The 25,177-nt window shown below is 62.0% G+C and carries 22 protein-coding genes and 1 pseudogene; 8 read left to right on the top strand and 15 right to left on the bottom strand.

The window, feature by feature from the left end; translation table 11 throughout:
- Nucleotides 1-91 precede the first annotated feature (91 nt).
- Nucleotides 92-619 (bottom strand): lactoylglutathione lyase, encoded by a 528-nt coding sequence (gloA, locus tag ACWKWE_RS05370; protein ID WP_483849892.1) that lies wholly within the window; start codon nt 617-619, stop codon nt 92-94.
- Nucleotides 620-652: 33 nt separating this feature from the next.
- On the opposite strand from gloA, the pseudogene ACWKWE_RS05365 reads away from it, so the two are divergent.
- A pseudogene (locus tag ACWKWE_RS05365) lies at nt 653-1,319 on the top strand (DUF4946 domain-containing protein).
- A gap of 470 nt (nt 1,320-1,789) precedes the next feature.
- Here the strand turns inward: ACWKWE_RS05365 and ACWKWE_RS05360 are convergent.
- Together ACWKWE_RS05360 and ACWKWE_RS05355 are read right to left on the bottom strand one after the other, a co-directional pair.
- Nucleotides 1,790-2,152 carry a histone-like nucleoid-structuring protein, MvaT/MvaU family gene (locus ACWKWE_RS05360; protein WP_166597733.1) on the bottom strand — a complete coding sequence of 121 codons (363 nt, stop codon included), beginning with the start codon at nt 2,150-2,152 and terminating at the stop codon, nt 1,790-1,792.
- Between the two features lie 370 nt (nt 2,153-2,522).
- A complete protein-coding gene (locus tag ACWKWE_RS05355; RefSeq protein WP_483849891.1) occupies nt 2,523-3,620 on the bottom strand; it encodes a tetratricopeptide repeat protein in 1,098 nt (365 codons plus the stop codon).
- Nucleotides 3,621-4,015: 395 nt separating this feature from the next.
- On the opposite strand from ACWKWE_RS05355, the gene ACWKWE_RS05350 reads away from it, so the two are divergent.
- The gene (locus ACWKWE_RS05350; protein WP_483849890.1) at nt 4,016-5,302 is read left to right on the top strand and encodes a nitrate- and nitrite sensing domain-containing protein; all 1,287 of its coding nucleotides are present in this window, start codon (nt 4,016-4,018) and stop codon (nt 5,300-5,302) included.
- On the opposite strand, the gene moaA is transcribed toward ACWKWE_RS05350, so the two are convergent.
- The 9 genes from moaA to ACWKWE_RS05305 all read right to left on the bottom strand — a co-directional run bounded on the left by moaA (nt 5,299) and on the right by ACWKWE_RS05305 (nt 14,923).
- Nucleotides 5,299-6,297 carry a GTP 3',8-cyclase MoaA gene (gene moaA / locus ACWKWE_RS05345; protein WP_166597734.1) on the bottom strand — a complete coding sequence of 333 codons (999 nt, stop codon included), beginning with the start codon at nt 6,295-6,297 and terminating at the stop codon, nt 5,299-5,301. The two genes, ACWKWE_RS05350 and moaA, sit on opposite strands and share 4 nt — an antisense overlap.
- A gap of 415 nt (nt 6,298-6,712) precedes the next feature.
- The gene (locus tag ACWKWE_RS05340; protein ID WP_483849889.1) at nt 6,713-8,062 is read right to left on the bottom strand and encodes a cation:proton antiporter; all 1,350 of its coding nucleotides are present in this window, start codon (nt 8,060-8,062) and stop codon (nt 6,713-6,715) included.
- A gap of 219 nt (nt 8,063-8,281) precedes the next feature.
- Nucleotides 8,282-9,334 carry an ABC transporter substrate-binding protein gene (locus ACWKWE_RS05335; RefSeq protein WP_483849990.1) on the bottom strand — a complete coding sequence of 351 codons (1,053 nt, stop codon included), beginning with the start codon at nt 9,332-9,334 and terminating at the stop codon, nt 8,282-8,284.
- A gap of 5 nt (nt 9,335-9,339) precedes the next feature.
- Nucleotides 9,340-10,536, bottom strand: a complete 1,197-nt coding sequence (locus ACWKWE_RS05330; protein ID WP_483849888.1) for an NAD(P)/FAD-dependent oxidoreductase — start codon at nt 10,534-10,536, stop codon at nt 9,340-9,342.
- Complete coding sequence (locus tag ACWKWE_RS05325; RefSeq protein ID WP_483849887.1) at nt 10,533-11,894, bottom strand: FAD/NAD(P)-dependent oxidoreductase; 1,362 nt, start codon at nt 11,892-11,894, stop codon at nt 10,533-10,535. Before ACWKWE_RS05325 ends, ACWKWE_RS05330 begins: the two co-directional genes overlap by 4 nt.
- Nucleotides 11,891-12,181, bottom strand: coding sequence for a (2Fe-2S)-binding protein (locus ACWKWE_RS05320; RefSeq protein ID WP_483849886.1), 291 nt, complete (start codon nt 12,179-12,181; stop codon nt 11,891-11,893). The genes ACWKWE_RS05325 and ACWKWE_RS05320 overlap by 4 nt, the downstream gene beginning before the upstream one ends.
- Nucleotides 12,182-12,224: 43 nt before the next feature.
- Nucleotides 12,225-13,019: an ABC transporter permease gene (locus tag ACWKWE_RS05315; RefSeq protein ID WP_166597739.1), complete on the bottom strand. Its 795-nt coding sequence runs from the start codon at nt 13,017-13,019 to the stop codon at nt 12,225-12,227.
- A 3-nt stretch (nt 13,020-13,022) separates the two neighbouring features.
- On the bottom strand, nt 13,023-13,886 hold the full coding sequence (locus tag ACWKWE_RS05310; protein ID WP_483849885.1) for an ABC transporter permease: 864 nt from the start codon (nt 13,884-13,886) through the stop codon (nt 13,023-13,025).
- Nucleotides 13,883-14,923 (bottom strand): ABC transporter ATP-binding protein, encoded by a 1,041-nt coding sequence (locus tag ACWKWE_RS05305; RefSeq protein ID WP_483849884.1) that lies wholly within the window; start codon nt 14,921-14,923, stop codon nt 13,883-13,885. The genes ACWKWE_RS05310 and ACWKWE_RS05305 overlap by 4 nt, the downstream gene beginning before the upstream one ends.
- Before the next feature lie 262 nt (nt 14,924-15,185).
- Between ACWKWE_RS05305 and ACWKWE_RS05300 the strand changes: the two genes are divergently transcribed.
- Together ACWKWE_RS05300 and ACWKWE_RS05295 are read left to right on the top strand one after the other, a co-directional pair.
- Nucleotides 15,186-16,025 (top strand): IclR family transcriptional regulator, encoded by an 840-nt coding sequence (locus ACWKWE_RS05300; RefSeq protein WP_483849883.1) that lies wholly within the window; start codon nt 15,186-15,188, stop codon nt 16,023-16,025.
- A 298-nt stretch (nt 16,026-16,323) separates the two neighbouring features.
- Nucleotides 16,324-17,943, top strand: coding sequence for a methyl-accepting chemotaxis protein (locus ACWKWE_RS05295; protein ID WP_166597743.1), 1,620 nt, complete (start codon nt 16,324-16,326; stop codon nt 17,941-17,943).
- Between the two features lie 86 nt (nt 17,944-18,029).
- On the opposite strand, the gene ACWKWE_RS05290 is transcribed toward ACWKWE_RS05295, so the two are convergent.
- Nucleotides 18,030-18,968 carry a class I SAM-dependent methyltransferase gene (locus ACWKWE_RS05290; RefSeq protein ID WP_483849882.1) on the bottom strand — a complete coding sequence of 313 codons (939 nt, stop codon included), beginning with the start codon at nt 18,966-18,968 and terminating at the stop codon, nt 18,030-18,032.
- A 106-nt stretch (nt 18,969-19,074) separates the two neighbouring features.
- Between ACWKWE_RS05290 and ACWKWE_RS05285 the strand changes: the two genes are divergently transcribed.
- Entirely contained in the window at nt 19,075-19,605 is a 531-nt protein-coding gene (locus ACWKWE_RS05285) for an N-acetyltransferase family protein (RefSeq protein WP_483849881.1), read from the top strand.
- A 6-nt stretch (nt 19,606-19,611) separates the two neighbouring features.
- Here the strand turns inward: ACWKWE_RS05285 and ACWKWE_RS05280 are convergent, their stop codons facing one another.
- Nucleotides 19,612-20,868 carry an MFS transporter gene (locus ACWKWE_RS05280; RefSeq protein ID WP_483849880.1) on the bottom strand — a complete coding sequence of 419 codons (1,257 nt, stop codon included), beginning with the start codon at nt 20,866-20,868 and terminating at the stop codon, nt 19,612-19,614.
- A gap of 232 nt (nt 20,869-21,100) precedes the next feature.
- Here ACWKWE_RS05280 and hemB point away from each other — a divergent pair, with 232 nt between their 5' ends.
- Complete coding sequence (gene hemB / locus ACWKWE_RS05275; protein WP_166597746.1) at nt 21,101-22,075, top strand: porphobilinogen synthase; 975 nt, start codon at nt 21,101-21,103, stop codon at nt 22,073-22,075.
- Between the two features lie 450 nt (nt 22,076-22,525).
- Here hemB and ACWKWE_RS05270 read toward each other — a convergent pair whose 3' ends face one another.
- A complete protein-coding gene (locus tag ACWKWE_RS05270) occupies nt 22,526-23,431 on the bottom strand; it encodes a LysR substrate-binding domain-containing protein (RefSeq protein WP_166597747.1) in 906 nt (301 codons plus the stop codon).
- A gap of 219 nt (nt 23,432-23,650) precedes the next feature.
- Here ACWKWE_RS05270 and ACWKWE_RS05265 point away from each other — a divergent pair, with 219 nt between their 5' ends.
- Both ACWKWE_RS05265 and ACWKWE_RS05260 read left to right on the top strand, forming a co-directional pair.
- Nucleotides 23,651-24,496, top strand: coding sequence for a transporter substrate-binding domain-containing protein (locus ACWKWE_RS05265; protein WP_401143419.1), 846 nt, complete (start codon nt 23,651-23,653; stop codon nt 24,494-24,496).
- Between the two features lie 12 nt (nt 24,497-24,508).
- Nucleotides 24,509-25,171, top strand: a complete 663-nt coding sequence (locus ACWKWE_RS05260) for an amino acid ABC transporter permease (protein ID WP_166598726.1) — start codon at nt 24,509-24,511, stop codon at nt 25,169-25,171.
- Nucleotides 25,172-25,177: the final 6 nt, after the last annotated feature.

Below are 25,177 nucleotides of genomic sequence, written 5' to 3'. Positions count from 1 at the left end.
CAATTACATCAATGTCGCTCAACCGACGCATTCGCCAGCGAGCCGGCTCCTACGGCCTTCGGCCAGAATCCGTGTCCAGGTCGGCGAACGATTATTCGGCAACCGGCGTCGGCTGGATGACTTCAACCCAATAGCCATCCGGGTCTTTGATGAACGCCAGGCTTTTCATGCGGCCATCGGTCAGGCGTTTCTGGAAGTCCACGCCCAGCGCTTCGAAACGGGCGCAGGCCACGTGAACGTCAGGTACGGAAATGCAAATGTGGCCGAAACCGCGCGGGTCAGTATTGCCGTTGTGGTAGGCAAAAGCGGGGTCGTTTTCGGTGCCGTGGTTGTGGGTCAATTCAAGAATGCCGGGAATGCCTTTCATCCAGACAGTGCGGGCAGCGGCGTCGGCCGGGATCTGCGCCTTGTCCACCAGAGCGAGGAAGTACAGGCTGAATTCGGCTTCGGGAAAGTCGCGCTTCTCCACCAGACTGAAACCGAGAACGCGGGTATAGAAGTCCAGCGAAGCGGTGATGTCCTTGACCCGCAACATGGTGTGATTGAACACGAATTGGGCCGTGGCGGCGTCCGGCTGAGCAGTGACGCCGGGAAATGTGTTCAGTTCGTGCAGACTCATGATGACTCCGGGTAATCCTGTAAATGTTGCACCATGATACGGGACGCAGACGCCGAGCCAAACCCGAAAGTGCGTCTTCATTGTCGCGGGCCTTGTCGGCATGGCGAGCGTGGCTCAAACTTTCGGGCTCGACGTTCAGGTATCGCTCATGTTTTCCATGTTCCGTATGTTTGCTTTGACAGGTCTGTGTCTGGCCTTGGGTGCGAACGCCGCGCTGGCCGCGGATACCATGATCGTCTGGCCCAGTGACTGGGAAGCCGAAGCCCTGCCACAGTCGGAATCCAGCCCTGACCGGCCGTCGGTCCAAATCCGCCAGCGGGCGGTGAAAAACGATGACAACGGTGATCCGGCCATGGTCGTCGAGTTGACTCAGACCCGCTTGCAACCCGGACACGAAGTCAACGTTGAAGGCGTGCTGCTGGAGATGCGCAAGGCGGTTCAGGTCAATTTTGTGCGGGGTGGCTTTCAGAGCGTTTGCACGAAGATGAAAGACACCACCTTGAGCGACGTTCCGGCCATGGAAACGACCTGCACCATTACCCAAAACGGTGCCCATGTCATGACGCAGACGCTGGTGGCGGCGGCCAATAAAGAAATGGCGTGGTCGTTGTCCTACGCTGGTTCGGCCGATGGCTATGCCGCGAACAAGGCCGAAGTCCTGCGTATCAGGGACAGCTTGCGACTCAACGCGGTGCCATGACGCCCCCTCGTAACGAAAAGGGCAGGCATAAAAGACAGGCATAAAGAAGCCCGCCGAAGCGGGCATGGGGCGCTAATCCTTTAGCAGTCTTCATCCTGTAGAAGTGGGTGTGAAAAAAACGTGAAGGCATTTACGCCCTGCAGCCTCCTGCCCGATCTTTTGAGAATAGATTGATCTGAATCCTGTACAGGCTTAGTTCAGCTTGTACTATCGATGTCAGTAATAACACTCACGCATTACTCTTTTATATCGATGTCGGCAGGGGCACGGGGCAGAGTGCCCGATGTATGTAATCGTCTCGGCGATTATCGCGCGTTGGTACGATATTGAACGATGTCAGGCCCGGCGGCAGTGTTCACGGTATTCACACCGAATCCGCCAGCAATGCCGGCTTCGGTGCAACGGTCGGCCCATAAAAAAAGCCCCTGGGAAGGGGCTTCTTATAAGGCAACGGCCTAGTGCGTTATCGATTAACCCCGCAGCCAGCTGTCCACGGTTTCGGCACCGTATTGCTCTTTCCAGGATTTGAGTCCCCGGTGATTGCCGCCCTTGGTTTCAATCAATTCACCGGTATGCGGGTTTTGGTAAACCTTGACTACGCGGGCACGGCGGCGTTTAGGGCCCGCAGGTGCGGCGGCGGTAGCAGACGGATTTGGATCGAGAATGGCAATGACGTCACGCAGGCTCTTGTCGTAGGTGCTCATCAAGGCCTGGAGCTTCTGCTCGAATTCGATCTCTTTTTTCAGCCCGGCATCATTCTTCAGGTTCTCCAGCTGAGCCAGTTGCTCCTGAAGGGCTTTTTCTGCTGCGCGAAACTCGGCAAGTCTGGACAAAAAATAGTACTCCGGCGGTAAATGGCTGTTGTCAGCCCGACGCAAGCAACATAGACGTTATTAAAGGCCTTGTGCTCACTGTGTGACTACCCCTCTGCGCCTTGACAATGTCTGCGGATGAAGAAACTAACGTTGATCAGTCAGCGTTCCGTGGACCACGGGGTAGTTGTGATTCGCTACGGGGTAAATAATGCACGTTTTTTCCGAGTTGGAAAATAGGCAGCGTGCATTTGTTATATGAAACTTGAGGCTCACTACAATCACGTCTGACAATTGACGCGCGAGCGACGCTTATCTTTGTAAGTAATTTCTCAAACTACGCGGCTATTGGAAACAGTCCGGCAGCGACGGCCACAAGTGGCCCTGTTCGCTATAACCCCTGTTGAAGCGCCGGATCATCAGGGTTCAACTGCTCCAGCTCGGCGAGCAATACCTGTACTTTCTGCAATTGCCCCGTTTCCTTCCAGTAGCGGATGAGCAATATCCTCGCGCTGCGATTCGCGGGCTGCCGTTGCAGGATGTCTTCCAGTTGTCGTTGCGCGGGTTCGACCTGCTGTAAGTCGTGCAGCGCGACCGCGAGTTCGAACCGATAGGCGGTGTTTTCGGGTTCCAGCTCCACCGCTTTGGCCAATGCCAGCAATGCGTACTCATTTTGGTGGTGACGCAACAGCCACTGGCCCAGTGCATGCTGCAGCAGCGAGGATTGCGGGTGTTTTTCTTGCAGCGTCGCCAACAGCTGCCGGGACCGGTCCGTTTCCCCTTGTTGGTCCAGCAGTTGCACTTGGGTGAGGCCCGCCTGAAGGTTATTGGGTTCCAGTTTCAATGCCAGATCGAGGGCGTCTGCGGCCCGACGAACTTCGCCCCGATTGATCAACAGTTTCGCCAGTTGCAACTGGCTCTGGCCGCTGGGCGGCTGAGAGGCGAGGGTGCTTTCGTATTGCTCGGCGGCTTCCTGAAGTGCACCGTAATAAAGCCCGATATCGTCAGGCGTCAGGCCCTGCAAGGCGCGAACGGCGCTGAAGCGAACGCCTTGGTCGGGGTCGTCCAGCAAAGGGCCGATCAGCAGGCTGCGCTGGGCCTCGGGGACGATGGCGGTGACCGTGTCGATGGCGGTCTGCTGGACCAGTGGCACCTGACGTTTCAGGTCCGCATCGAGAATTTTCAACGCCTGTGCGCTGGGGTAATTCGCCAGCTCAACGAGCAGACCCGCCCTGCGAATGTCGGACAGGTCAGTGCGGCTGAATTGCTGATAAAGGACGCGAGCTGCACCGGGCTTGCCGTCATGGGCCTGTTCAAGGGCTTCGGCGTAACTGTGATTGACGACGGGCGGCGGGGGCGGCGCATGCCAAGCGCGCACGAGCCATCCCAGGGCGACTACTGTCGCGACGATGACGGCTGTAATCGCTATCTTCCATCGGCGCCGGGCGTTCGGATGCCGTGGAGAGTGCTGCGAAGACGCTTTTGACATACCGATTTCCGTTTCTGCGTGGACAGCAGCTTCGGGGAGTCGTGGGCGGGTGTCAAACGGGAATGGTGTTAACCCCGGTCTTTCCCGACTGCGACTTCCGTGATCGCCATCGTCGGCAAGCGGGGCGGCTGCGAGATTCGCGTCATTCGCAGAACCCAAGCAACCCACGCACTTCTGTGAGAGCGAATTTATTCGCGAAAATGGGTAAGTCGATAGAGATGTATGGCCTGCACTGGCCTTCGCGCATGAATTCGCTCCCACAGTGGCCGCGGCGTACCGACGCCTTTCGAATAACGCTCCTTTCATATTAGGAATGTACGCCCGAAGCACCGTATTACCTCGAAGGCCCCGGTCTTGCATACCCCCTTCATCGTCCTCTCAAGACCCCGATGCCCATGACCGACACCCACATGCCTCCCGCCCTGCGTTTCATGCTGGCTGCCCGACGCAGTGAGCTGGCGGGGCTTGAAGGGTTGGCGCAGACCTGCGAGCTGGTGACGTCCATCAGCAGGCTGGTCCATGTGCTTCAACGCGAGCGCGGGTATTCGAATGTGTATCTCGGGTGCCCTGACGCGCACCATCTGCCCCAACTTGATGCGCTGAGTGCCGAAGCGCGAGCGATCGAGCACCAAGTGGTGACGTTTTTTCAAGGTATCGACCTGGAGCCGCATGCGGCGTCTGATCGCGCGCGGTTGTTCAACCGGCTGGCGTTCGTGATGCATGCGCTGGATGAGTTGCCCGGTTTGCGTCGACGTATTCGTGATCAACGGTTGACGGCGGTGGACGCCACGACGGCGTTGACCCGGCTGATCGGCGGCTTGCTGGCCGTGGTGTTCGAAGCGGCAGACACGGCGGTCGATCCGCAGATCACACGGGTGCTGGTGGCATTGTTCAACTTCATGCAGGGCAAGGAGCTGGCTGGACAAGAACGGGCAGCCGGGGTGGCCGGGTTCTCCGCTGGCTTCTTCGACGCGACGTTACGGGGGCGGATCGAGCACTTGGTGCACGGTCAGGAACGGTGTTTCCAGACGTTCATCGAGTTTGGCGAGAATGACGCCGCGACGTTGTGGCGCAACCAACAGGCGGGTGAGACCACTGCTCAGCTGTCTCGTTTGCGAGGCGTGGCGCTGAAAACATCGGAAAGCCAACGCGTTGACCCCGCGCTGTCGCCGATGTGGTTTGAGCTCGCGACCTTGCGCATCGATGCCATGCGCGCCGTGGAGACCCGCCTGGCGGAGGTCCTGTTGCAGAGTTGTCAGGCGAGCATCAAGCAAGCCCGCGCTGATCTGGAGAATCACCGGTCCTTGCTCAACCGCTTGATCAGCCTGGAAACGGCCGGTTGCCTGGATCAGGCCGTGCTGTTCAACGTACAGGCGGTTGAGCTGGACAGCCCGCCGCAAGACGGCTTGGGGCATCACGTCGGGCGTTCGGTCCTCGATATGCTGCAGACCCAGACACAACGGTTGATGAGTGCCAACGACGAGCGCGACGAGGCCCGTAAAGCGTTGAGCGAGCGGAAAGTGGTGGAGCGGGCCAAGCGTTTATTGATGGATAAATTCCAGTTGACCGAGAACGATGCGTACGAGCGCTTGCGCGTGTCGTCCATGGATCGCGGGCAGCGCATGGTCGATGTGGCGCAGGCATTGCTGGATCGGGTAGCCGCTCGGTCGGTAAGGCGTTAGCCGCCGGTCATGTTCATGAACCGGACCACCTGCACGTCATCGTTGATTTCGAAATTGTGCTGATACGGTTTGAGTTTCATCGCTTCGACGATGGCTCTTTCGAGCTTTTCCGGCTGGCCGGGATTGGCACGCAGGACGGCCTTGAGGTCGGCGGAATGTTCGTTGCCCAAGCACAGCAACAAGCGGCCTTCCACGGTCACCCGCACGCGGTTGCAGGTGGCGCAGAAATTGTGGCTGTGAGGGGAGATGAAGCCGACGCGGATATCCGGGGCCTCAGCCAGGCGCCAATAGCGCGAAGGGCCTTGGGTCGATTCCGTGGAGTTGATCAGGGTGTAGCGTTCGGCAATCCGCTCGCGCACTTGATCACTGGAGAAAAACGACTCGGCACGGCTGTGTTCGCTGATGATGCCCAGCGGCATTTCTTCGATGAAGGTGATGTCCAGGCCGCGATCGATGGCGAAGGCCACCAGGTCATTGATTTCGCGATCGTTGCGCCCTTGCATCACCACGCAGTTCAACTTGGTGTGGGTGAACCCGGCTGCGTTGGCCGCATCAATGCCAGCAATGACTTTACTCAAGTCGCCGGTACGGGTCAGTTCCTTGAAGCGCGCAGGGTCGAGGCTGTCGAGGCTGATATTGAGGCGTTTGAGTCCGGCTTCGAACAGCGGCGCCGCCAGCTTGTCCAGCTGCGAGCCGTTGGTGGTCATGCACAGTTCACGCAAGCCGGGCAGGGCGGCGATGTTCTTGCACAAACCGACGATGCCCGCACGCACCAGCGGCTCGCCACCGGTCAGGCGAATTTTTTTGGTGCCCAACTCGACGAAGCGCTCGGCGATCTGCAGGATTTCTTCCAGCGAGAGAATCTGCTGACGGGGCAGGAAGGTCATGTCCTCGGCCATGCAATACACGCAGCGGAAATCGCAGCGATCCGTCACCGACATTCGAACGTAATCGACCTTGCGTGAAAACCCGTCCAGCAGAACCCGATCAGACATTGCGTTTCTCGACAGCGTGTGGCGTGGCAGAAGCAAAACGTGCGTCAGTCCATTCGGATCGTCGCACGCAGGAATCGTTAAATTTTCTGGCTGGCCGGTTGTTCAAGGCGAGTGGCCTTGGCATCCGTCGCCGGAGGCTTCAGTGACCTTCGAGTAAGACACGTAATACGCCAGCCCGACGAAAATTGCACCCCCCACCGCGTTGCCGAGCAAGTCAGGGCACTGTTCAAGCGTCCGGTCTTGATGCGTCAGGTCTCGGGGGACGGGCGCCAGTCCTCGGAGGGCAACGGTGCAACGCCAGGCCGCATGGCAGAATCGCCAGGACGGACGTATTCAGTTGATGAGCAAGCTACCGATGCCGTGCCAGAGCGTCCAATCGCTTGTTCCGATGACTTGATCGACCGGCTCTATCGCGTCACCGATCAGCGGTTTGCGCCATGCTGCGCTCGTAGCGTTCGAGCAGCGGTTGAATGCTGATGCCGTGTAACAGAATGCTCAGCGCCACGACCGAGAGCGTAAGCCCTATGGTGGTAGGCACCGCGTCCATCGGCAGGCCGTGGGAAAGGGCGTAGCACAGGTAGTACAGCGTACCGATGCCGCGAATGCCGAACCAGCCCACCAGCGCCTTTTGCGGACGGCTCAGCAGGCGTCGACTGATCAGTAGCCAGACGCTCAACGGCCTGATCACACAGAACAATGCCAGGCCCAGCACCAGCGCGCGCCAGTCCCAATAAAAAGCGATAGCGGCGCCGAGCAGGGTGATCAGCAGCACCTCCATGGCGCGTTCCACCAGACTGCCGAACGCGAGCATATCGCCCATCATCACCCCGGCCGCCAGTTGCGATTCGGACAGTTCTTCGTGGTCGGTCACCGTGGCGGCCTGGGGGTCGCTGTCCATGTGCCCGAGCACTGGTTTGGCGACGTGTTCGGACGGGACTTCCGACTGAGTGATGCGCACCTCGGCCCGTCGCAGGCCCAATCCGGCGGCGAACACGGCCAGGAACCCATACGCGCCCAATGCTTCTGCGATGGCGTAGGCCATGGCGATCAGTGCCAGCGCGAGAAAATCGTTCGGCGAGGTGGTGCTGTCGGCGTTCTTGATGCGCAGGTAGATCATCAGGTGACCGACGCCGCGCCCCAATCCGTAGCCCAGCAACAGGCCCACAGGCACGCCCCACAGAATGTTTTTCAGCAGCCAGCCCTGCACCCAGGTGAAATCGGCGGTGCCGTGGGTGAGGAACAGCAGGGCGAAGATCACGAAGGGGAACGCGCTGCCGTCGTTAAGCCCGGCTTCCCCCGAGAGGCCGAAGCGCACGCGGTCAAAATCCTGAGCGTTGTTGACCTGCACCAGACCGGCGAGCACCGGGTCGGTCGGCGAGAGCATGGCGCCCAGCAGCAGCGACACGGCCCAAGGCAGGTCCAACAGGAAGTGCGCGGCAAGGCAGACGCCAACGATGGTCGCCAGCATCACCGGCACCGCCAGCAGGTAGGCCGAATGCCAGGCCGAGCGGTGCAGCGGCAAGCGCAGTTTGATGCCGGTATTGAAGAGCGAAAACAGCACGGCGACTTCGGTCAGGCGCTCCAGCCAGTGCCGGGATTCACGGACGTCCAGCTGCACCAGATCCAGCCCCCACGGGCCGATGCACGCCCCGAACGCCAGACACACCGCCGAGGTGGTGACGGGCAGCCAGCGCAGGTACGAAGAGGTCAACGCCAGGAGCATCAGAAGGACGCCCAGCACGGTCATGCAAAGAATAAAACTCATCCGGCCTCATCGAGCGTAAAGAAGTGGGTTCCTTGTGTGACTGTGCGGGGTGGGGATAGTTGGATGGAATGTTAAAGGGCAGTCAGATCCCATCGCGGGCAAGCGCGCCTCTATGGAGGGCGTTCGGAGAATTCGGGTGCACGCTGTGCTTTTTGTAGGAGCCGGCTTGCTGGCGAAAGCGATGGGTCAGGCTGAACATCGCTCCGCTGTCAGCCCGTTTTACCGCTCGATTGTCCGGCTCCAGCGTGCGTTCCACTCGGGCCGGATCAGGTTGACCTTGTCCCAGTCGATGGTCACGGCCGTTTCCAGGTATTTGTTCATCGCTTCGACCTGGCCACGGGTGCGGTCGCTGGTCGGGGTTTTCGGGTTGGACGGGATCTGGTCGCCCAATTCCAGCGCCGGGGCCTGGGCTTCCGGGGTCAGCAGGAATTCCGCGAGCTTCTGCGCCAGTTCCGGCTGGTCGTTGTTGGCGAGGGTGCATTCAGCCACGTTCAACACCACGGCGCCTTCTTTCGGCGGGGCGTATTCGACCGGGATGCCCTTCAGTTTCAGCGCTGTCACCTGGGTCGGCGTCAGCGGAAACAACGCGGCTTCGCCGGTCTGCACCATCTCGGAAATCTTCGCCGAGCTGGCGATGTATTCCAGCACGTTCGGGCCGACGGTTTTTGGCCAGGCCTTGAAGCCCGGTTCGACGTTGGTCTCGTCACCGCCCTGTAAGCGGTTGAACATCAGGAAGCCATGCAGACCGAAAGTCGAGGACGCCAGGGACTGGAACACCAGCTTGTCCTTGTAGCGTTTGTCGGCCATGTCGCCCCATGACGTCGGGGCGCTCCAGCCGTTCTCCTGGAACATTTTGGTGTTGTACGCGAGGCCGGTGACGCCGAGGCTCACGGCCACCGCTTCGTGCTTGATCTTGCCCTTGTCCGGAATGTCCGCCAGCGTCGCGCTGGGCTTCAGCTTGCCGCACAGGCCCATGGAAATGGCCCGGTACATGATCCCGTCATCGAGAAACATCACGTGCATCTGCGGGTTGTCCTTGCTCGCCTGCACCTTGGCCAGAATGTCGGACGACGTTCCGGGTACGATCACCACTTTGACGTTGTTGGCCTTCTCGAACGCGGGCAGCACCTGATCGGCATACAAGCGCTCCATGGTGCCGCCGTTCATGCCGAGGTATAGCGTGGTTTCAGCCTGTGCGCTGCCCGACGCCAATAACGCGGCGAGCGGGACGCAAGACAGCCCGGTGAGGGCAAAACGTTTGACGCTGTTCATGGTTTTCATGGGTGTGATCTTCCTCTGAACAAAGGGATAACGTTGACCGCGCCCTTGGGCACGGCGATGGCGGGCTGTACAGGCTGTGAAGCGGGTTGAAAACGGCGGATGGAAAAAACGTCGAGAGCAATGGCCGGTGCGCCGTGACAGACGATCTGCGCCAGCGCTTCCCCGGCGGCGGGGCCGATCTGGAAGCCGGACCCCGCAAAGCCGAACCCGTGCAACAGGCCCGGTTGGGTCGAGCTTGCGCCGAGCACCGGTTCGCGGTCCGGCAGATAACCTTCAGTGCCGCTCCACGTGCGGATCGCCTGTGCACCGGCCAGCGGCGGGTACAGTTCGACGGCGTTGCGCAGGATGTCGAGGATCGCGGCCTGACCGGGACGCGCGGTGGCCGGGTCGAGGGGGAAGCCCTGTCCGCCGCCCAGCACGCAGTTGCCCCGTGCGACCTGACGGGCATAAATCCCGCCGCCTTCGACGCCGGTGCTGACGTCCATGAACATGGGCAGTGGCTCGGTCACCAGCATCGCCGGGTGTCCGGCGCGCATCGGCACCGGCTCGCCAAACTGTTCGGCCAGCGCCGCTGCCCAGGCCCCGGCGCAGTTCAGCAGCCACGGCGCTTGAAACCGGTGGCCTTCGGCGGTCTGTACGTCGAAGGCCTGGCCGTCGTGGCTCACCTGGGTGACCTGCGCCTGTTCGAACACCTCGGCGCCGGCGCGGCGGGCGGCAAACGCGAACGCCGGAGAGACCAGCCGCGGATTGGCGTGGCCGTCGTCGGCGCACAGCGAGGCGCCCACCGCGACATCCCCCGCCCACGGAAAACGGGCGCGCAGTTGCGCACGGTCGAGCAATTGCAGGTCCAGACCAAAACCTCGGGAGGCCTGTTCGTAGGCCACCAGCGCGGTCATGTCCTGATCGCTGCGGGCCAGTTTCAGATGACCGGAGCGCAGGTATTCGCCGTCGATGCCAATGAGGTTTTTCAGGTCGCTCCAGATCCCGTGGGCCCGCTGCGACAATGGCAATTGCGACAGGGGGCGGCCTTGACGTCGCACACCGCCGTAGTTGACGCCACTGGAATGCGAGCCGAAAAAATCCCGCTCCAGCAGCGCCACACGTTTACCCGCCCTGGCCAGAAACAGCGCGGCGGAAGCACCGACGATGCCGCCGCCGATGACCACGGCATCCACTTCGACAGGCAGGCTCATGGCTCGATCTCCACACCGAAGGGCAGGGGTTTGATCGGTGCTTGACCCCGCAACCGGCCAACGCTGGCAATGTCGCGACCTGAGGCGTGCGCGACGAGTTCGGTCGCCGCCAGCCCGCACATGCGGCCCTGACAGCGTCCCATGCCGACCCGGCACATGGCCTTGACCCGGTTGATCTCCCAGTGCCCCTCGGCGACGGTCTGGCGAATGTCCCCCGCGCTGACTTCCTCGCAGCGGCAGACGGTCATTTCGTCTGGCGCGGTGGCAGCCCAGTGTTCGGGGAATGGAAACGCCGTTTCCAGGCCGTGTCGGAAGCGTTGAATGCCTCCGAGTTTGCGTTGCAGCTCGCCACTGCGGTTCGGATCAACCTGATGCCCGGTGTCGCTCAGCAGCGTCAAAGCCGCGAGTTCTCCGGCCATTTCTGCCGCGTCGGCACCCATGATTCCAGCGCCGTCGCCCGCGAGATACACACCCTCGACAGAGCTACGACCGCTGGCGTCCCGAACCGGCAGCCAGGCGCGGTTGAGCGCGCTCCAGTCGAACTCGCAGCCGAGCAGGTCGGCCAATTGGGTTTCGCTGCGCAAGGCGTGGGCGAAAGCGACGGCGTCGCAGTCGAGCCGCTTGAGGTGCGCACCGTCGCGCCACTGCACGCTGCCCACCCGTTGCTGGCCGTGGATGCTGTCCAGCGCGACGCCCTGATGCACGGGAATGCCACGGGCCGTTAGCCAGCCCCGGTAAAACATCCCTTTGGCCAGGGTGGCAGGCTGACCGAGCAAGGCGGGCAGGGCGCGGGTCTGGGCCGACAGCGGCGCGCTGTCGAGCACGGCCAGCACCTTCGCCCCGGCCTTCGCGTACTGATAAGCCACCAGATACAGCAACGGCCCGCTCCCCGCAAAAACCACGCGCTCGCCGATGGCGCAGCCCTGAAACTTCAACGCAATCTGCGCGGCGCCCAGGCTGTACACACCGGGCAATGTCCAGCCGGGCACGGGCAGAATCCGGTCCGTGGCGCCGGTCGCGACGATCAAGTGCTTGTACCGAACCTGCGCCGCCACGCCGTTGGACAGGGTGTCCAGTGTGTGCGATTCCGCGTTCCAGACCAGGGTTTCCGGGCGGTAATCGATGTCGGCTGTCAGGCGATCCAGCGTTGAATGCACGGCCTGGGCTTTCGAGGCTTCAAAGCCATACAAGGCCTTCGCCGAGCGCTTGAAGTTCTCCGGCTGACGACGATAAATCTGCCCGCCGCCCCGCAGGCTTTCGTCGATCAGGCAGGGTTGCAGCCCGTAGGCCACCAGGGTTTGCGCGGCACGGATACCGGCAGGCCCTGCGCCCACGATGACAATGTCGTTCTGTTTCATAGGCTGCGTCCCGGCTCGCGGCTGACGTTCAGGCCCGGCTCCAGCAGCGTCGCGCAGGCCCGCACCCGGCGCCCGTCGCCCAGCTTGACCCAGCAATCCTGGCAGGCGCCCATCAGGCAGAAACCGGCGCGGGGTTCGGCGCTGAAATCACTGCCACGCAGATGCTCCGAGGTGGTCAGCACTGCCGTGAGCAGAGTGTCGCCCTCGAGGCCCCTGGCGGGCTGGCCGTCAAGCGTGAAGGGCAGAACCTCGCGGTCGTGTTCGGCCAGTCGTTTCAGCAAAGCCATGGTGCGTTCCCTGAAAGGCGTTGGGTAATTGAAATCAAAGGCATCAGTGGCGCCCCACCAGCACGCGGTCCAGGCCGTAAACCCGGTCGAGGATGATCATGGTGATGGCCGTCAGCGCGATCACCAGTGCCGACACGGCCGCCATCATCGGGTCGATGGATTCGGTGGCGTAGACGTACATGCGCACGGGCAGGGTCTGCGTTGAGGGCGAGGTGACGAAGATCGACAGCGTCACTTCGTCGAAGCTGTTGATGAACGCCAGCAGCCAGCCTCCGGCGACCCCCGGCAGGATCATCGGCAGGGTGATCTGGCGAAACAGCGTGAAGCGGCTGGCGCCCAGGGATTCCGCGGCCTGCTCGGCGCTGCGATCCACGCCAATCGCCGCTGCAATGACCAGTCGCAGCACGTACGGCGTGATCACCACCACGTGGGCGAACATCAGCCAGACGAAGCTGCCGTTGACCCCCATCAGCGCGAACAGGCGCAGCATCGCCACCCCGAGCACCAGGTGCGGAATGATGATCGGCGACAGGAACAGGCCGTTGAGGAAGTTGCGCCCCGGAAACTGATAGCGGGTGATCGCCAGCGCGGCGGGCACGGCGATCAGAGTCGCCAGCGTCGCAGCAACGACCGCCAGAATCAGGCTGTTATAGAAAGACTGAATGAAGTCGGCGCGCTCGAACACGGCCGTGAACCAGCGCAGGGAAAAACCGTGCCACGGCAGGCTCAGGGTGTTTTCCGGCGTGAACGCCACCATGCACACAACCACCAGCGGCGCCAGCATGAACACCACGATCAGGGCGTGAAACGACAGGGCCAGAGGACCATTCTTGGACATCGATCATTCCCCCAGGGATTTTTTATAGCGGCCTTCGACCAGCCGGTTCCACGACAGCATCACCAGCAGGTTGATCAGCAACAGCGCGACGGCAATGGCGGCGCCCATGGGCCAGTTGAGTTCCGAGAGGTACTGGTCGTAGACCGTGGTGGCGACCATTTTCAGGCGGCGTCCGCCCAGCAGGCCGGGGATGGCGAACGAACTGGCCGACAGCCCAAAGACGATCAAGGTGCCGGACAGCACGCCGGGCATGACTTGCGGTAGCACCACCAGACGCATGACCTTGGCCTGACTTGCCCCCAGCGACAGCGCGGCCTGTTCAGCGGAGCGGTCGAGCTTTTGCAACGAGGTCCACACCGGGATGATCATGAACGGCAGCATCACGTGGACCAGCGCCAGCACCACCGCGAACGGGGTGTAGAGCATTTTGATCGGCCGGCCACCGAGGGCCTGGATCGCCTGATTCACCAGCCCGTCGGCGCCGAGCAGCAGGCTCCAGCCGAAGGCCCGCACCACCACCGAAATCAGCAGCGGCGTGAGGATCACGATCAGAAAGATCGAGCGCCACGGCGTGCCCATGCGGCTCAAGATGTAGGCTTCGGGCACCCCAATCACCACGCACAACAGGGTGACCAGCGCGCTGATCCAGAAGGTGCGAAAGAAGATTTCGTAGAAGTACGAATCGGTGACCAGATTCACGTATTGGGCGAAGGTCCAGCTGCCGCTTTTGACGCCCACGGTGTAGTCGAACACGTTGAACGACAGCACCAGCGTCAACAGCAGCGGCACCACCAACAGGCCGACGAACGACACCAAGGCCGGGGTCGAGAGCAGATAACCGCGACCGCTGTCGCGCAGCACACTCATGCCAACACCTCGTCAGCGGCCAGCACGCGCAGCAATTCAGACGGCCAGTCCAGCCCCACCGCCGTGCCTTCGTTCATCGGCGCATCGCCGTTGTTACGGCGCACGACGGTCAACTCGCCAATCGGCGTTTCGATGCGGTACAGCCACTGACTGCCGAGGAAATAACGGGTGATGATCCGGCCTTGCAGACGGCCTTCACCGGCGGTCACCAGGTCGATCTTTTCAGGCCGCAGGCTGAGGGTCAGTTCGCCGTCGCCCTCGCCCTGACTCTGGCCTTGGCGCACCTGAGCCACGCCGCTCGGATCACGGTCGCCGCGCAACAGGTTGGCCTTGCCGACGAACCCGGAAATGAAACGGGTGCGCGGGTGTTCGTAGAGCTTGTACGGTTCGTCGATCTGGGTGATGCGCCCGGCCTGCATGACCACCACGCGGTCGCTGATGGACAGGGCTTCGGCCTGGTCGTGGGTGACCATCAGGGTGGTGATGCCGACTTCGCGCTGGATGCGGCGAATCTCGAACTGCATCTCTTCGCGCAGATTGGCGTCGAGGTTGGACAGCGGTTCGTCGAGCAGCAGGACCGGCGGTTCGATGACCAAGGCCCGGGCCAGGGCCACACGCTGTCGCTGGCCGCCGGAGAGTTCACGCGGGTAGCGCTCGGCGTGCTGATGCAGGCGCACCAGCTCCAGCACGCGGGCGACGCGGCGCTGAATGTCGTCGGCGGAGACTTTGCGCATCTTCAGGCCGAAGGCCACGTTGTCGCGCACGTTCATGTGGGGGAACAGCGCGTAGGACTGAAACACCACACCGAGGCCGCGACTGGCGGGTTTGGCGTGGGTGATGTCGCGTCCATCAAGGAGGATCTTGCCCGAGGTGACGTCAACGAACCCGGCGATCATTTGCAGGGTGGTGGTCTTGCCGCAGCCGGACGGGCCGAGCAGGGACACGAATTCGCCTTTTTCCACCGACAGGTCAGTGGCGACCACCGCATCGACCGGGCCGTAACGTTTGCAGAGTGCCTGGAGTTGAAGAAATGCCATGGCTGCGTTCCACCTTTTTTTATGCACGCCGGGGGCATGCGTTTTTTATGGGCAGATGCGAAGAGAGACGGCGTGCCGATGCATGTCGGCATGCTCAATGGACGCTGGCGCTCGATCGGTGTCGGCTGCCGCTGTTATTCAAATCGCCCTGGTGGACTGATCCTAGGCCGAAGACTAGGATGGGCTCAACGATGAATTTCATTGAGCGATTAGTATTTTCAGATTTATTCGATCAGTGAATGCAGAAAGGTAAATATCAAAAATGGATTCCACTGAGCGGAATGATTCGACAAAAGAAACAGGCGTTGGCGCTGTGTCTCGATTGTTTGCCGTGCTGCGCTGTCTGGGGGAATGCCCCGAAGGCGGTGAACGGGTGACGCAACTGGCGCAGCAAGTGGGCTTGTCGCAGCCGACGACTCACCGGTTGCTGCGCAGCCTGATGGACGAGGGCATGGTCGAGCAGGACGTACGCAGCAAACGCTACCGGTTGAGCCTGGAGTTCTTCGCGCTGGCGGCGAAGGCGGGACAGACCGGAAACTTGCGCGACGTGGTGCGGCCGAGCCTGCTGCGGCTGTCGGCGTCGCTGGGGGATTCGCTGTTTTTGCTGGCGCGCAGCGGTTTTGACGCGGTGTGCCTTGACCGCAGCGAAGGGCCGTACCCGATCCGGACGTTCACCGGTGACATTGGCGGTCGCGTGGCGTTGGGCGTGGGGCAGGGGAGTCTGGCGATTCTGGCTTTCTTGCCGGAAGACGAGCGCGACACGGTGATCCGTTACAACCTGCCGCGCCTGCGGGATTTTCATCTGTACGACGAAGTGATGCTGCGCTCGGAGATCGACAACGTCAGGCGCCTGGGTTATGCCGCTCGCAACACCGGTGTGCTGGAAGGCATGGCCGGTCTCGCGGTGCCGATCCTCGACCGCGAAGGCCGGGCGGTGGCGGCCCTCAGCGTCGCCACCATCAGCGACCGCCTCAACGCCGAACGCATGCCCACCGTGGTGGACATACTCAAGCGCGAAGCGGCTGCCATCGGCCAAAGGATCAACCCTTTCGACCCGGTGTTGCGCAGGCCTTCGCAGGTGTTTGGGCAGAAGGAGGGATGAGGGGTGTCCCAGGGATGGCATTTAGAGATGTGGTCATCTGAATGCGTATGCAGGAAAAACACGTACATTCAAAGGGTTAGGGAGCTGTTCGCCAGTTTATTGACCCGTCTTTTCGCCACGGGATTGACGTTTTCTGACCGCTCGTCGGCCTGCTTGCGTCGCGTTTAAAGATGCGCTCGGCGGGGTCGAATCAGGCTGTGTAAGCCCTCCGTTTTTGACACGGCGGCACAGGGATGTGGCAAGCAGGCATTTTCGGGCAATCCCGAAAACCGCACTCCCCCCTGATGAGATTTCCCGTATGTCCAAATCCCTGAGATTGCAGATCCTGGCACTGCTTGGCGGCAGCCTGGCGTTGGTGCTGCTGATCGCACTGGCCTGTTTCCAGTTCCTCTCCAGCAACGTTCACGCGTACCGCGGCCTTTTGGACGGCCCGCTGCAGGCCTCGCAACGGGTCGATCAGGCCAACCTTCAATTCAAGATTCAGGTTCAGGAATGGAAAAACGTTCTGCTGCGCGGCAAACAGCCTGCGGACCGGGACAAGTTCTGGGGCCAGTTCGAGGAGCAGGAGCGTCTGGTGCAGACCACGCTGGGTCAGCTCAGCGGGATGGCCGGTCTGGATGCGGCGAGCAAGGCCCAGGTCGACAAGCTGCGTGACGAGCACCGTGCGCTGGGTGTGGCTTATCGCAAGGGCCGCGACGCATTCGTGGCGGCGGGCGGCGATCCGGTGGCCGGTGATCAGGCGGTGAAGGGCGTGGACCGCGCCGCCAGCGAGCAGATGAGCGAACTGGTGGGCAACCTGCGCACCCTCAGTGACGAGCAATCGAAGGTGATCAGCAGCACGGCCGATCGGACCATTCTCATCGGCACCCTCGTCATGCTGGCGTCGGCGTTGCTGGTGGGTGTGTTGGCGTTGTGGATGGTCAACCGCAACATCGTCGGCCCGATCAGTCTCTTGATCGAATACGTCGCGCAACTGAGCCACGGGCGCTTCAGCGACCGGGTCAGCGTGACCCGCCAGGATGAACTCGGACGTCTGGCGGTGGCGGCGAACACCTTGCGTGATTTCCTCGCGGACACCTTCACCCGCCTGAAACGCAGCACCACCGACCTGGACAGCGCGGGCGGTGAGTTGAAAGCCATTGCGTCGCTGATGGCTCAAGGCACCCACGAGCAATTCGAGCGCACCGATCAGGTGGCCACGGCGATGACCGAGATGTCGGCCACGGCTCAGGAAGTTGCGCGCCATGCGGCACAAGCGGCTCATGCTGCGGATGAAGCGGATCGCAGCTCCCAGGACGGCGGCAAGGTGATGAGCGCGACCATTACCGCGATCACCCAGATGCGCACCGAGATCAGCAACACCGCCGACGTGATTCGTCGTCTGGAAAGCGACAGCGGGCGCATCGGCAAGGTGCTGGAAGTGATTCGCGGCATCGCCGAGCAGACCAACCTGCTGGCCCTGAACGCGGCCATCGAAGCGGCGCGGGCCGGGGATGCCGGACGTGGGTTCGCGGTCGTCGCGGATGAAGTGCGCACCCTGGCCCAACGCACGGCGGCGTCGACGGCCGAAATCAACCAGATCATCAATTCGGTGCAGACCGGCGCCATCGACGCGGCGCAGGCCATCGAGAGCGGTCAGGCGCGGAGTCAGGAGAGCGTCGATCAGGTCGCCCTGGCCAGTTCGTCGCTGACCCGCATCACCACCGCCGTGGAGGCAATTCGCGACATGAACCGCCAGATTGCCACGGCCGCCGAAGAGCAGACCTCGGTGGCCGAAGACATCTCGCGCAACCTGACTGAAATCACTGCGATTGCCACCACCAACCAGAGCAATGTGCAGCGCACCCAGACGGCGAGCCAAGACCTGCATGAGTTGTCGGTGGGGTTGAACGACGTGATTTCGCGGCTCAGCGCTTAGAAGCAGCGGCGAGTCACGAGCGTCAAGCCGCAAGTGGGCGTGGGCATCTTGCGACCGGGTGAGGTGCCGATTTTCTTAGGTGTGCGTCAGACCTGGCGGAACACCAGGGCTTTGAGGCCGCCGTCCGGGTCAATGTCGGCAAACTCTGGCGGATTTTCCAGCCGCTGTTCAAAGCGTAACCCCGGTGCTTCTCGCGTCACGCCCTCGATCAGGAAATCCGCGCCCAGCGCCGGGTCGTTCATGCAGGCCAGCACGGTGCCGTCGGTTGTCAGCAGCTCGGGGAGTTTGCGCAGCACGCGCTGGTAGTCCTTGGTCAGCAAAAAACTGCCTTTCTGAAACGACGGCGGGTCGATGATCACCAGATCGTACGGCCCGCTGCTCTTCACCTTGCCCCAGGATTTGAACAGCTCGTGGCCGAGAAAGCTGACCTTGCTCAGGTCGTGGCCATTCAAGCGATGGTTGTCGCGCCCCCGGCTCAGCGCCGCCCGCGACATGTCCAGATTGACCACGAACGCCGCGCCACCCTCGATGGCCGCGACCGAAAAACCGCAGGTGTAGGCGAACAGGTTCAAGATCCGCTTGCCACTCGCGTTCGCCCGCACCCAGTCGCGACCGTAGCGCATGTCGAGAAACAGCCCGGTGTTCTGCTTCTTGCCGAAATCCACGAGGTAGCGCAGGCCGCCTTCGGTCAGCGTCCACTCGTCCGGCATCTCGCCGAACAGGGTTTCGGTGTGGCTGTCGGGCAGGTAGCGATGTTGCAGGAGCAGGGTGTGGGCCAGGCTGTCTTTCCAGACGGGCGTCTGAATCAGCTCCGCCAACAGACGCTTCAAACCCTCCAGCTCGTCAGCCGCCGGTTCCTTGAACAGCGACACCAGCACCACGCCCTGCATCCAGTCCACCGTCAGTTGCTCAAGGCCCGGCCAACGGCGGCCACGGCCATGGAACAGCCGACGGGTTTCCGTGGGCGCAGGGGCGAGGGCGGTGAGCAGGTGCTCGTTGAGGGTGTTCAGCGCGTCGGGATTCATCGGGTGGCGGCGGGTCGGCAGTGGAAAGGGGCGGCATTCTAAACCCAAAAGGTGGCCATGAATGATTATCCTGTGCCGCACACCGTATGAGCCAAGAAGACCGCTGATGACCGACCTGATCCTGCGCGACGCCCGCGACGACGACATGCCTGCCGTGCAGGCCATTTACGCCCATCACGTGCTGCATGGCACCGCCAGTTTCGAGCTGGAGCCGCCGACCCTGGAACAGATGCTCCAGCGGCGTGCCGACATCCGCGCCAACGGCTTGCCGTATCGGGTCGCCGAGCACGAAGGCGAAATCGTGGGTTACGCCTATGCCACGTTGTACCGGCCACGGCCGGCGTATCGCTTCACCGTCGAAGATTCGGTGTACGTGCGCGAAGGCATGGCCGGATTGGGGATTGGCCAGCAGTTGCTGGAAACGGTGATTCAGCAGTGCACCGATGACGGCCGACGGCAGATGGTTGCGATCATCGGCAACAGCGAAAACGTGGCCTCGATCCGGCTTCATGAGCGCCTGGGGTTTCGCAAGGTCGGGGTGTTCGAATCGGTGGGCTTCAAGCACGGCCGCTGGCTCGACACCGTGATCATGCAGCGCGAGCTGGGAGAGGGTGCGAGCAGCACGCCTCACCGGTAGCCTCTTTCAAACGCTCGGGTTGGCCCCGGGTAAGGGGGTTTCGACCGGGCGGTCGGAAATGTCCGAAGTCTCTGGCACCGCCACCCACAACAGCACGAATGCCACCGCCGCAATCGCCGCCAACGTCAGGAACGCCGCGTTGTAACCAGATTCGCGAACCACCCAGCCAGCGAGGCCATTGCTCAACGCGGCACCGAGGCCGAACACCGTTGAGATCGCCCCGAGGCTGACGTTGAAGCGGCCCGTGCCTTGGGTCAGGTCCTTGACCACCAACGGCATCAGCGCCCCGAACGCCCCGGCGCCGATGCCGTCGAGCAGTTGCACGCCCACCAGCCAGTAAGGGTTGTCCGACAGCACGTAAAGCACGCCCCGCAGCGGCAGGATGACGAAGCCCGCCAGGAGCAACGGTTTGCGCCCCCAACTGTCGGCCTTGGTGCCCACCAGCCAGGCCACCGGCACCATCACCAGTTGCGCGGCGACGATGCAGGCCGAGGTCAGAGGCGTCGCGAGGTTGAGGTCGATCTGCGAAAGCTTCTGGCTGACCAGCGGCAGCATCGCGGCATTCGCCAGATGAAACAGGCCACAGCAAATGGCAAAGACCAGCAGGGGGCGGTTGTGGATCAGCACGGACACGCCGCTGGGCTGTTCGGCGCCGTTCTCCTGTCGAGGGTCGAAACCCCGTGCCACTTCATGATCGATGGCCGACCCATCGACGAAGCTGACGGCGACCACGCTGGCGATCGCCATGAACGCCATCAGATAAAACACGGCAATCGGCCCGAACGCCCACGACAGGCCGCCCGCCAGCAGCGCGGCGCAGGCATTGCCCGCGTGGTTCCAGGTTTCGTTGCGGCCGGTCCGGCGAGTGAAGGCTTTCGGACCGGTGATGCCCAGAGAGATCGCCGCAATGGCGGGGGCGAACACAGAACCGGCAATCGCGCCCAGCCCTTGGGTGATCGCCACCCAAGTAAAGCTGTGAATGAACGGCAGGATCACGCAACTGGCGGTCACCAGCAGCGCGGCGATGACCACGACCAGGCGCTTGCTGCGGGTGCGGTCAATCAGCGCACCCGCTGGCGTCTGGGTGACCAAAGCGGCTATACCGGCGAGCGTCATGACCAGGCCGATGCTGGCCGGGTCCCATTTGTGCACCGCCAGCAGGTAGATCGCGAGGTATGGACCGAGTCCGTCGCGCACGTCGGCCAGAAAGAAATTGAGGCCGTCCAGCGAGCGGTTGTTACGAAGATCGGAAGGGGTGTTCAAGGCTGGCCTCGCCAAGTGGGTCGCGCAGCCTTAAGTACGCGCTGCTCCCGATTAATGACCTGTCGAGCGCTGAATTCGTTCGACCCAAGGTGCCGGACTGTTGCACGCACGACAATTGTCTTTATCGCCCCGATATTTGAATCCGCAGCGAGGCAGGCATAAGCTTCGCGCCATTGATGACGGTCACGCTTCGCTGTGTGCCGTTTTTCGCCATTTTTGTTCAGGAACTGCCATGTCCAGTCTGTTTCCCGCCGCCCGTCCACGTCGCCTGCGCAGCCACGCAAACTTCCGCGCGCTGTTTCAGGAAACCGAATTCACGCTGAACGATCTGGTGCTGCCGATCTTCGTCGAAGAAGAAGTCGATGACTTCGTGCCGATCAACAGCATGCCGGGCGTCAGCCGCATTCCAGAGTCGAAGCTGGCCCAGGAAGTCGAGCGCTATGCTCGCGCCGGGATCAAGTCGGTGATGACCTTTGGTGTTTCCCACCATCTGGACGCCAGCGGCAGCGACACCTGGCAGGAAAACGGCCTGGTGTCGCGCATCTCGCGCACGATCAAAGACGCGGTGCCGGAAATGATCGTGATGTCCGACACCTGCTTCTGCGAATACACCGACCACGGCCACTGCGGCGTGATGCACAACGGCCACGTCGATAACGACGCGACCATCGAAAACCTCGGCCGACAAGCGGTGATGGCCGCTCGCGCCGGTGCCGACGTGATTGCGCCGTCGGCGGCGATGGACGGGCAAGTGCGGGCGATTCGTGCTGCACTGGATGCTGCCGGGTTCACGAATACGCCGATCATGGCCTATTCGACCAAATTCGCGTCGTCGCTCTACGGCCCGTTCCGTGAAGCGGGCGGCTCGGCGCTGAAAGGTGACCGCAAGACCTACCAGATGAACCCGATGAACCGCCGCGAAGCCCTGCGCGAGTCGCTGCTGGACGAAGCCGAAGGCGCTGATGCGCTGATGGTCAAGCCGGCGGGCGCGTACCTCGACATCATCCGTGACATCCGCGAAGCCTCGAACCTGCCGCTGGCGGCGTATCAGGTGAGCGGCGAATACGCGATGATCAAGTTCGGCGCCCAGGCCGGGGCCATCGACGAAGGCCGCGTGGTGCGCGAAACCCTCGGCGCGATCAAGCGGGCAGGCGCGGATCTGATCTTCACGTATTTCGCGATGGATTTGGCGTTGCAAGGGATTTGATCCGGCGGGTTCACAGATACGTCTGACGTATACGCCACCTTGTGGGAGCGCCGCATGAGGTGCGGTACGGCACGTTTCAAACTGTGGGAGCGAATTCATTAGCGAAGGGTCGGTACGGGCGATACATCTCTATCGCCTGGACTATTTCGCGAATGAATTCGCTCCCACAGTTGAAATGCGTGCAGCCGATACCATTTTGGTGGGTGTACTGCCGCCTCAGTTACCTGATTGCGCCAGCGCTTTGCGTGTACGCCACCCTGTGGGAGCCCGCGTAAGGTGCGGTACGGCACGGTTCAAACTGTAGGAGCGAATTCATTCGCGAAGGGTCGGGACGGGCGATACATCTCTATCGCCTGGACTATTTTTCGCGAATGAATTCGCTCCCACAGGTGCGCGGTGGTGCCGCGAAGGGTGCGTCTTGATACGGCTTCAGCCGTGCGGGCCTTTCATTCACACCTGCCACGCCTTGCTCGCCTCGGTGAGCATCTCTTCGATCAGCACGCTGAATCGCTGGCTCAACACGCTCTGTGGCCGGTCTTCGGGCAGCAGCAGGTAGGTGGAAAACCGGATCTGCGGCGCGAAGGGCCGGGTGTCGATGCCCATGTGCAGGTATTCCTGCGCCACCATCGGGCTGACGATGCTCACCCCCAGTCCCAAGGCCACCAGCGAGCAGACCGTCGCAGCATACGGCGTCTCCAGGTTCAGCTTGCGATGCTCCTTGTCCCCCGCGAACGCCCGGTCCACGCGGGTGCGCGAACCATCGTTCAACGACAGTGAAATGAACTCTTCGCCGTACAGGTCTTGAGGCCTGACCGCCGCCAGCGCCGAAAGCCGATGCCCCTTTGGAAACACGCACACCCCCGGCACGTCGCAGATTTTGCGCGTGCGCACCCCCGGCATGTCATCGCCGACATAAGACGCCAAGCCGACGTGACAAAACTGCGAGGCCGCCCAATGCGCGACCATCGGCGAATCGTTGGTGTGGATGGAAATCGCCGCCTCGGGGTTTTCCTGACGAAAGCGTTGAATGACCCTCGGCAACAGTGTCAACGACAGCGATGGCACCGCCGCAATCCGCAATTGCCCCGTGCCGCCGCGACGGATGTTCTGCGCCGAATGTTCCAGGCTTTGCAGCCCGACGAACGCCCGCTCCACGTCGACAAACAGCGCCGCGCCTTCATCCGTAGGCAACAGACGGCCTCCCACGCGTTCGAATAATTTGAAACCACTGGCCCGCTCCAGTTGCGCGATCAAGCGGCTGATGTTGGGTTGTGAGGTGTGCAGCGACTCGGCGGCAGCGGTCATCGAGCCGCTCAACATCACGGCGCGGAAGGCTTCGACTTGTTTGAAGTTCATGGCGGACCATATCAATTCGGTATGGACGACCACTGTATTGTCATTTGTTGGCATGAGCCAGAGGCTTTATAACTGTTTTCGACATCGACAGTTCGCGCAGACGGACACGATGCCCCGGCGTCCTCAGGCGCCGCATTCTCGCTGAATCCTCTGCCCTTGAAATCGTTGCGTGGTGACGTCTTCGTTCGTCCCTGCGCTGGTAGTTAACCAGGAGGCAATATGTCGTTTTCGTTGAAATCCCTCGTTCGTGTCATGGCTCTTTCGTGTGTCTCGCTGGCAGGGATGGCGCAGGTCCATGCCGCTGAATTGCCGCCGGTGCCCGATGAAATCAAAGCGGCCGGTCAATTGCGTGCCGGGGTCCGTTGCGACCAGCCACCGTATGGCTTCCAGAACAACAACGGCGACTTCGCGGGCGTCGAAGTCGAGATGTCCAGGCAGATTGCCCTGTGGGCGCTGGGCTCCAAGGACAAAGTGACGTTCACCTGCGTCACCGCTGAAAACCGCGTGCCGCAGCTGCTGGGGCGCAAGGTCGACTTCCTCATCGCGACCCTCGGCGTCACCCCTGAGCGTCAGCGCGTCATCGACTTCACCACCCCGTATCGCTGGGGCGCCAGCGACGTGGTGGTGAAGAAGGACAGCCCGATCAAGTCGATCAAGGACCTCAACGGCAAGACCCTCGCCACGCTCAAAGGCTCGGTGCAGGCCAAGTGGTTCGAGGACCACATGCCCGAGGTCAAGACCCTGCGCATGAACAGCGCCGCCGACGCCTTGCAGACGTTCCGCCAGGGCCGCGCCGACGCTTACACCCACGACGCCGCCACGCTGGTGGTGGTTGCGGCCAACGACGGGGATGCGCGGCTGATCAACGAACCCTTCCAGATCTCCGACGCGGCCATTGGCGTGCGCAAAAACGATGAAGCGTTCCGCGATTACCTCAGCGCCGCGGTCGCCCGGATGCACGAAGAAAAACTGTTCCGCGGCTGGGTTCAGCAATACGTGCCGGAAAACATCCAGAGCTATTACCTGAGCGTGTTCGAACAGGCCAAGCCTGAAGAAAAACTCTGATCGGGCACCCCCATGGACTTCGATTTCAATTACCTGGTGGCGCAATGGCCAGCTTTGCTCGACGGCGTTTTGATGACGCTGCGGGTCTCGCTGCTGGCCATCGGGGCGTCGCTGCTGATCGGCATTCTCGGCGGCGCGGTGCGGTCCTTCCGCATCCCGCTGCTGTCGCAGATCGTGGTGCTGTACGTGGAGCTGATCCGCAACACGCCGATTCTGGTGCAGTTGTTCTTCATCTTTTACGGCCTGCCTGCGATTGGCCTGGAGCTGTCGCTGTTCTGGTCCGGTGTGGTCTGCCTGTCGCTGTGGGCAGGGGCCTATCAGGTGGAGAACATGCGCGGCGGGCTGGCCACGGTGGAGCACAAGATGCGTGAAGCGAGCATGGCGCTGAGCCTCAAGCCTCATCAGTATTTTTATCTGGTGGCCTTGCCGATCGCGTTTCGTACCAGCCTCCCGGCCGTGCTCAACACCTCGATTTCGCTGCTGAAGAACTCGTCTTACTTGCAGGCCATCGGTCTGGCGGAGCTGACGTTCGTGGCGGTGGACCGCATCGCCACGGATTTCCGGGCCATCGAGATGTTCAGTGCGATCTGCGTGATGTACCTGATTCTGGTGGCGATCCTGTCCTTGCTGACCGGTCGCTTGTCTGCCCACCTGCAACGGCCTTTCCGGCACTGAGGCCCC

The organism is Pseudomonas salicis, assembly GCF_057128705.1.
This window is presented reverse-complemented; position numbering and strand designations above follow the sequence as displayed.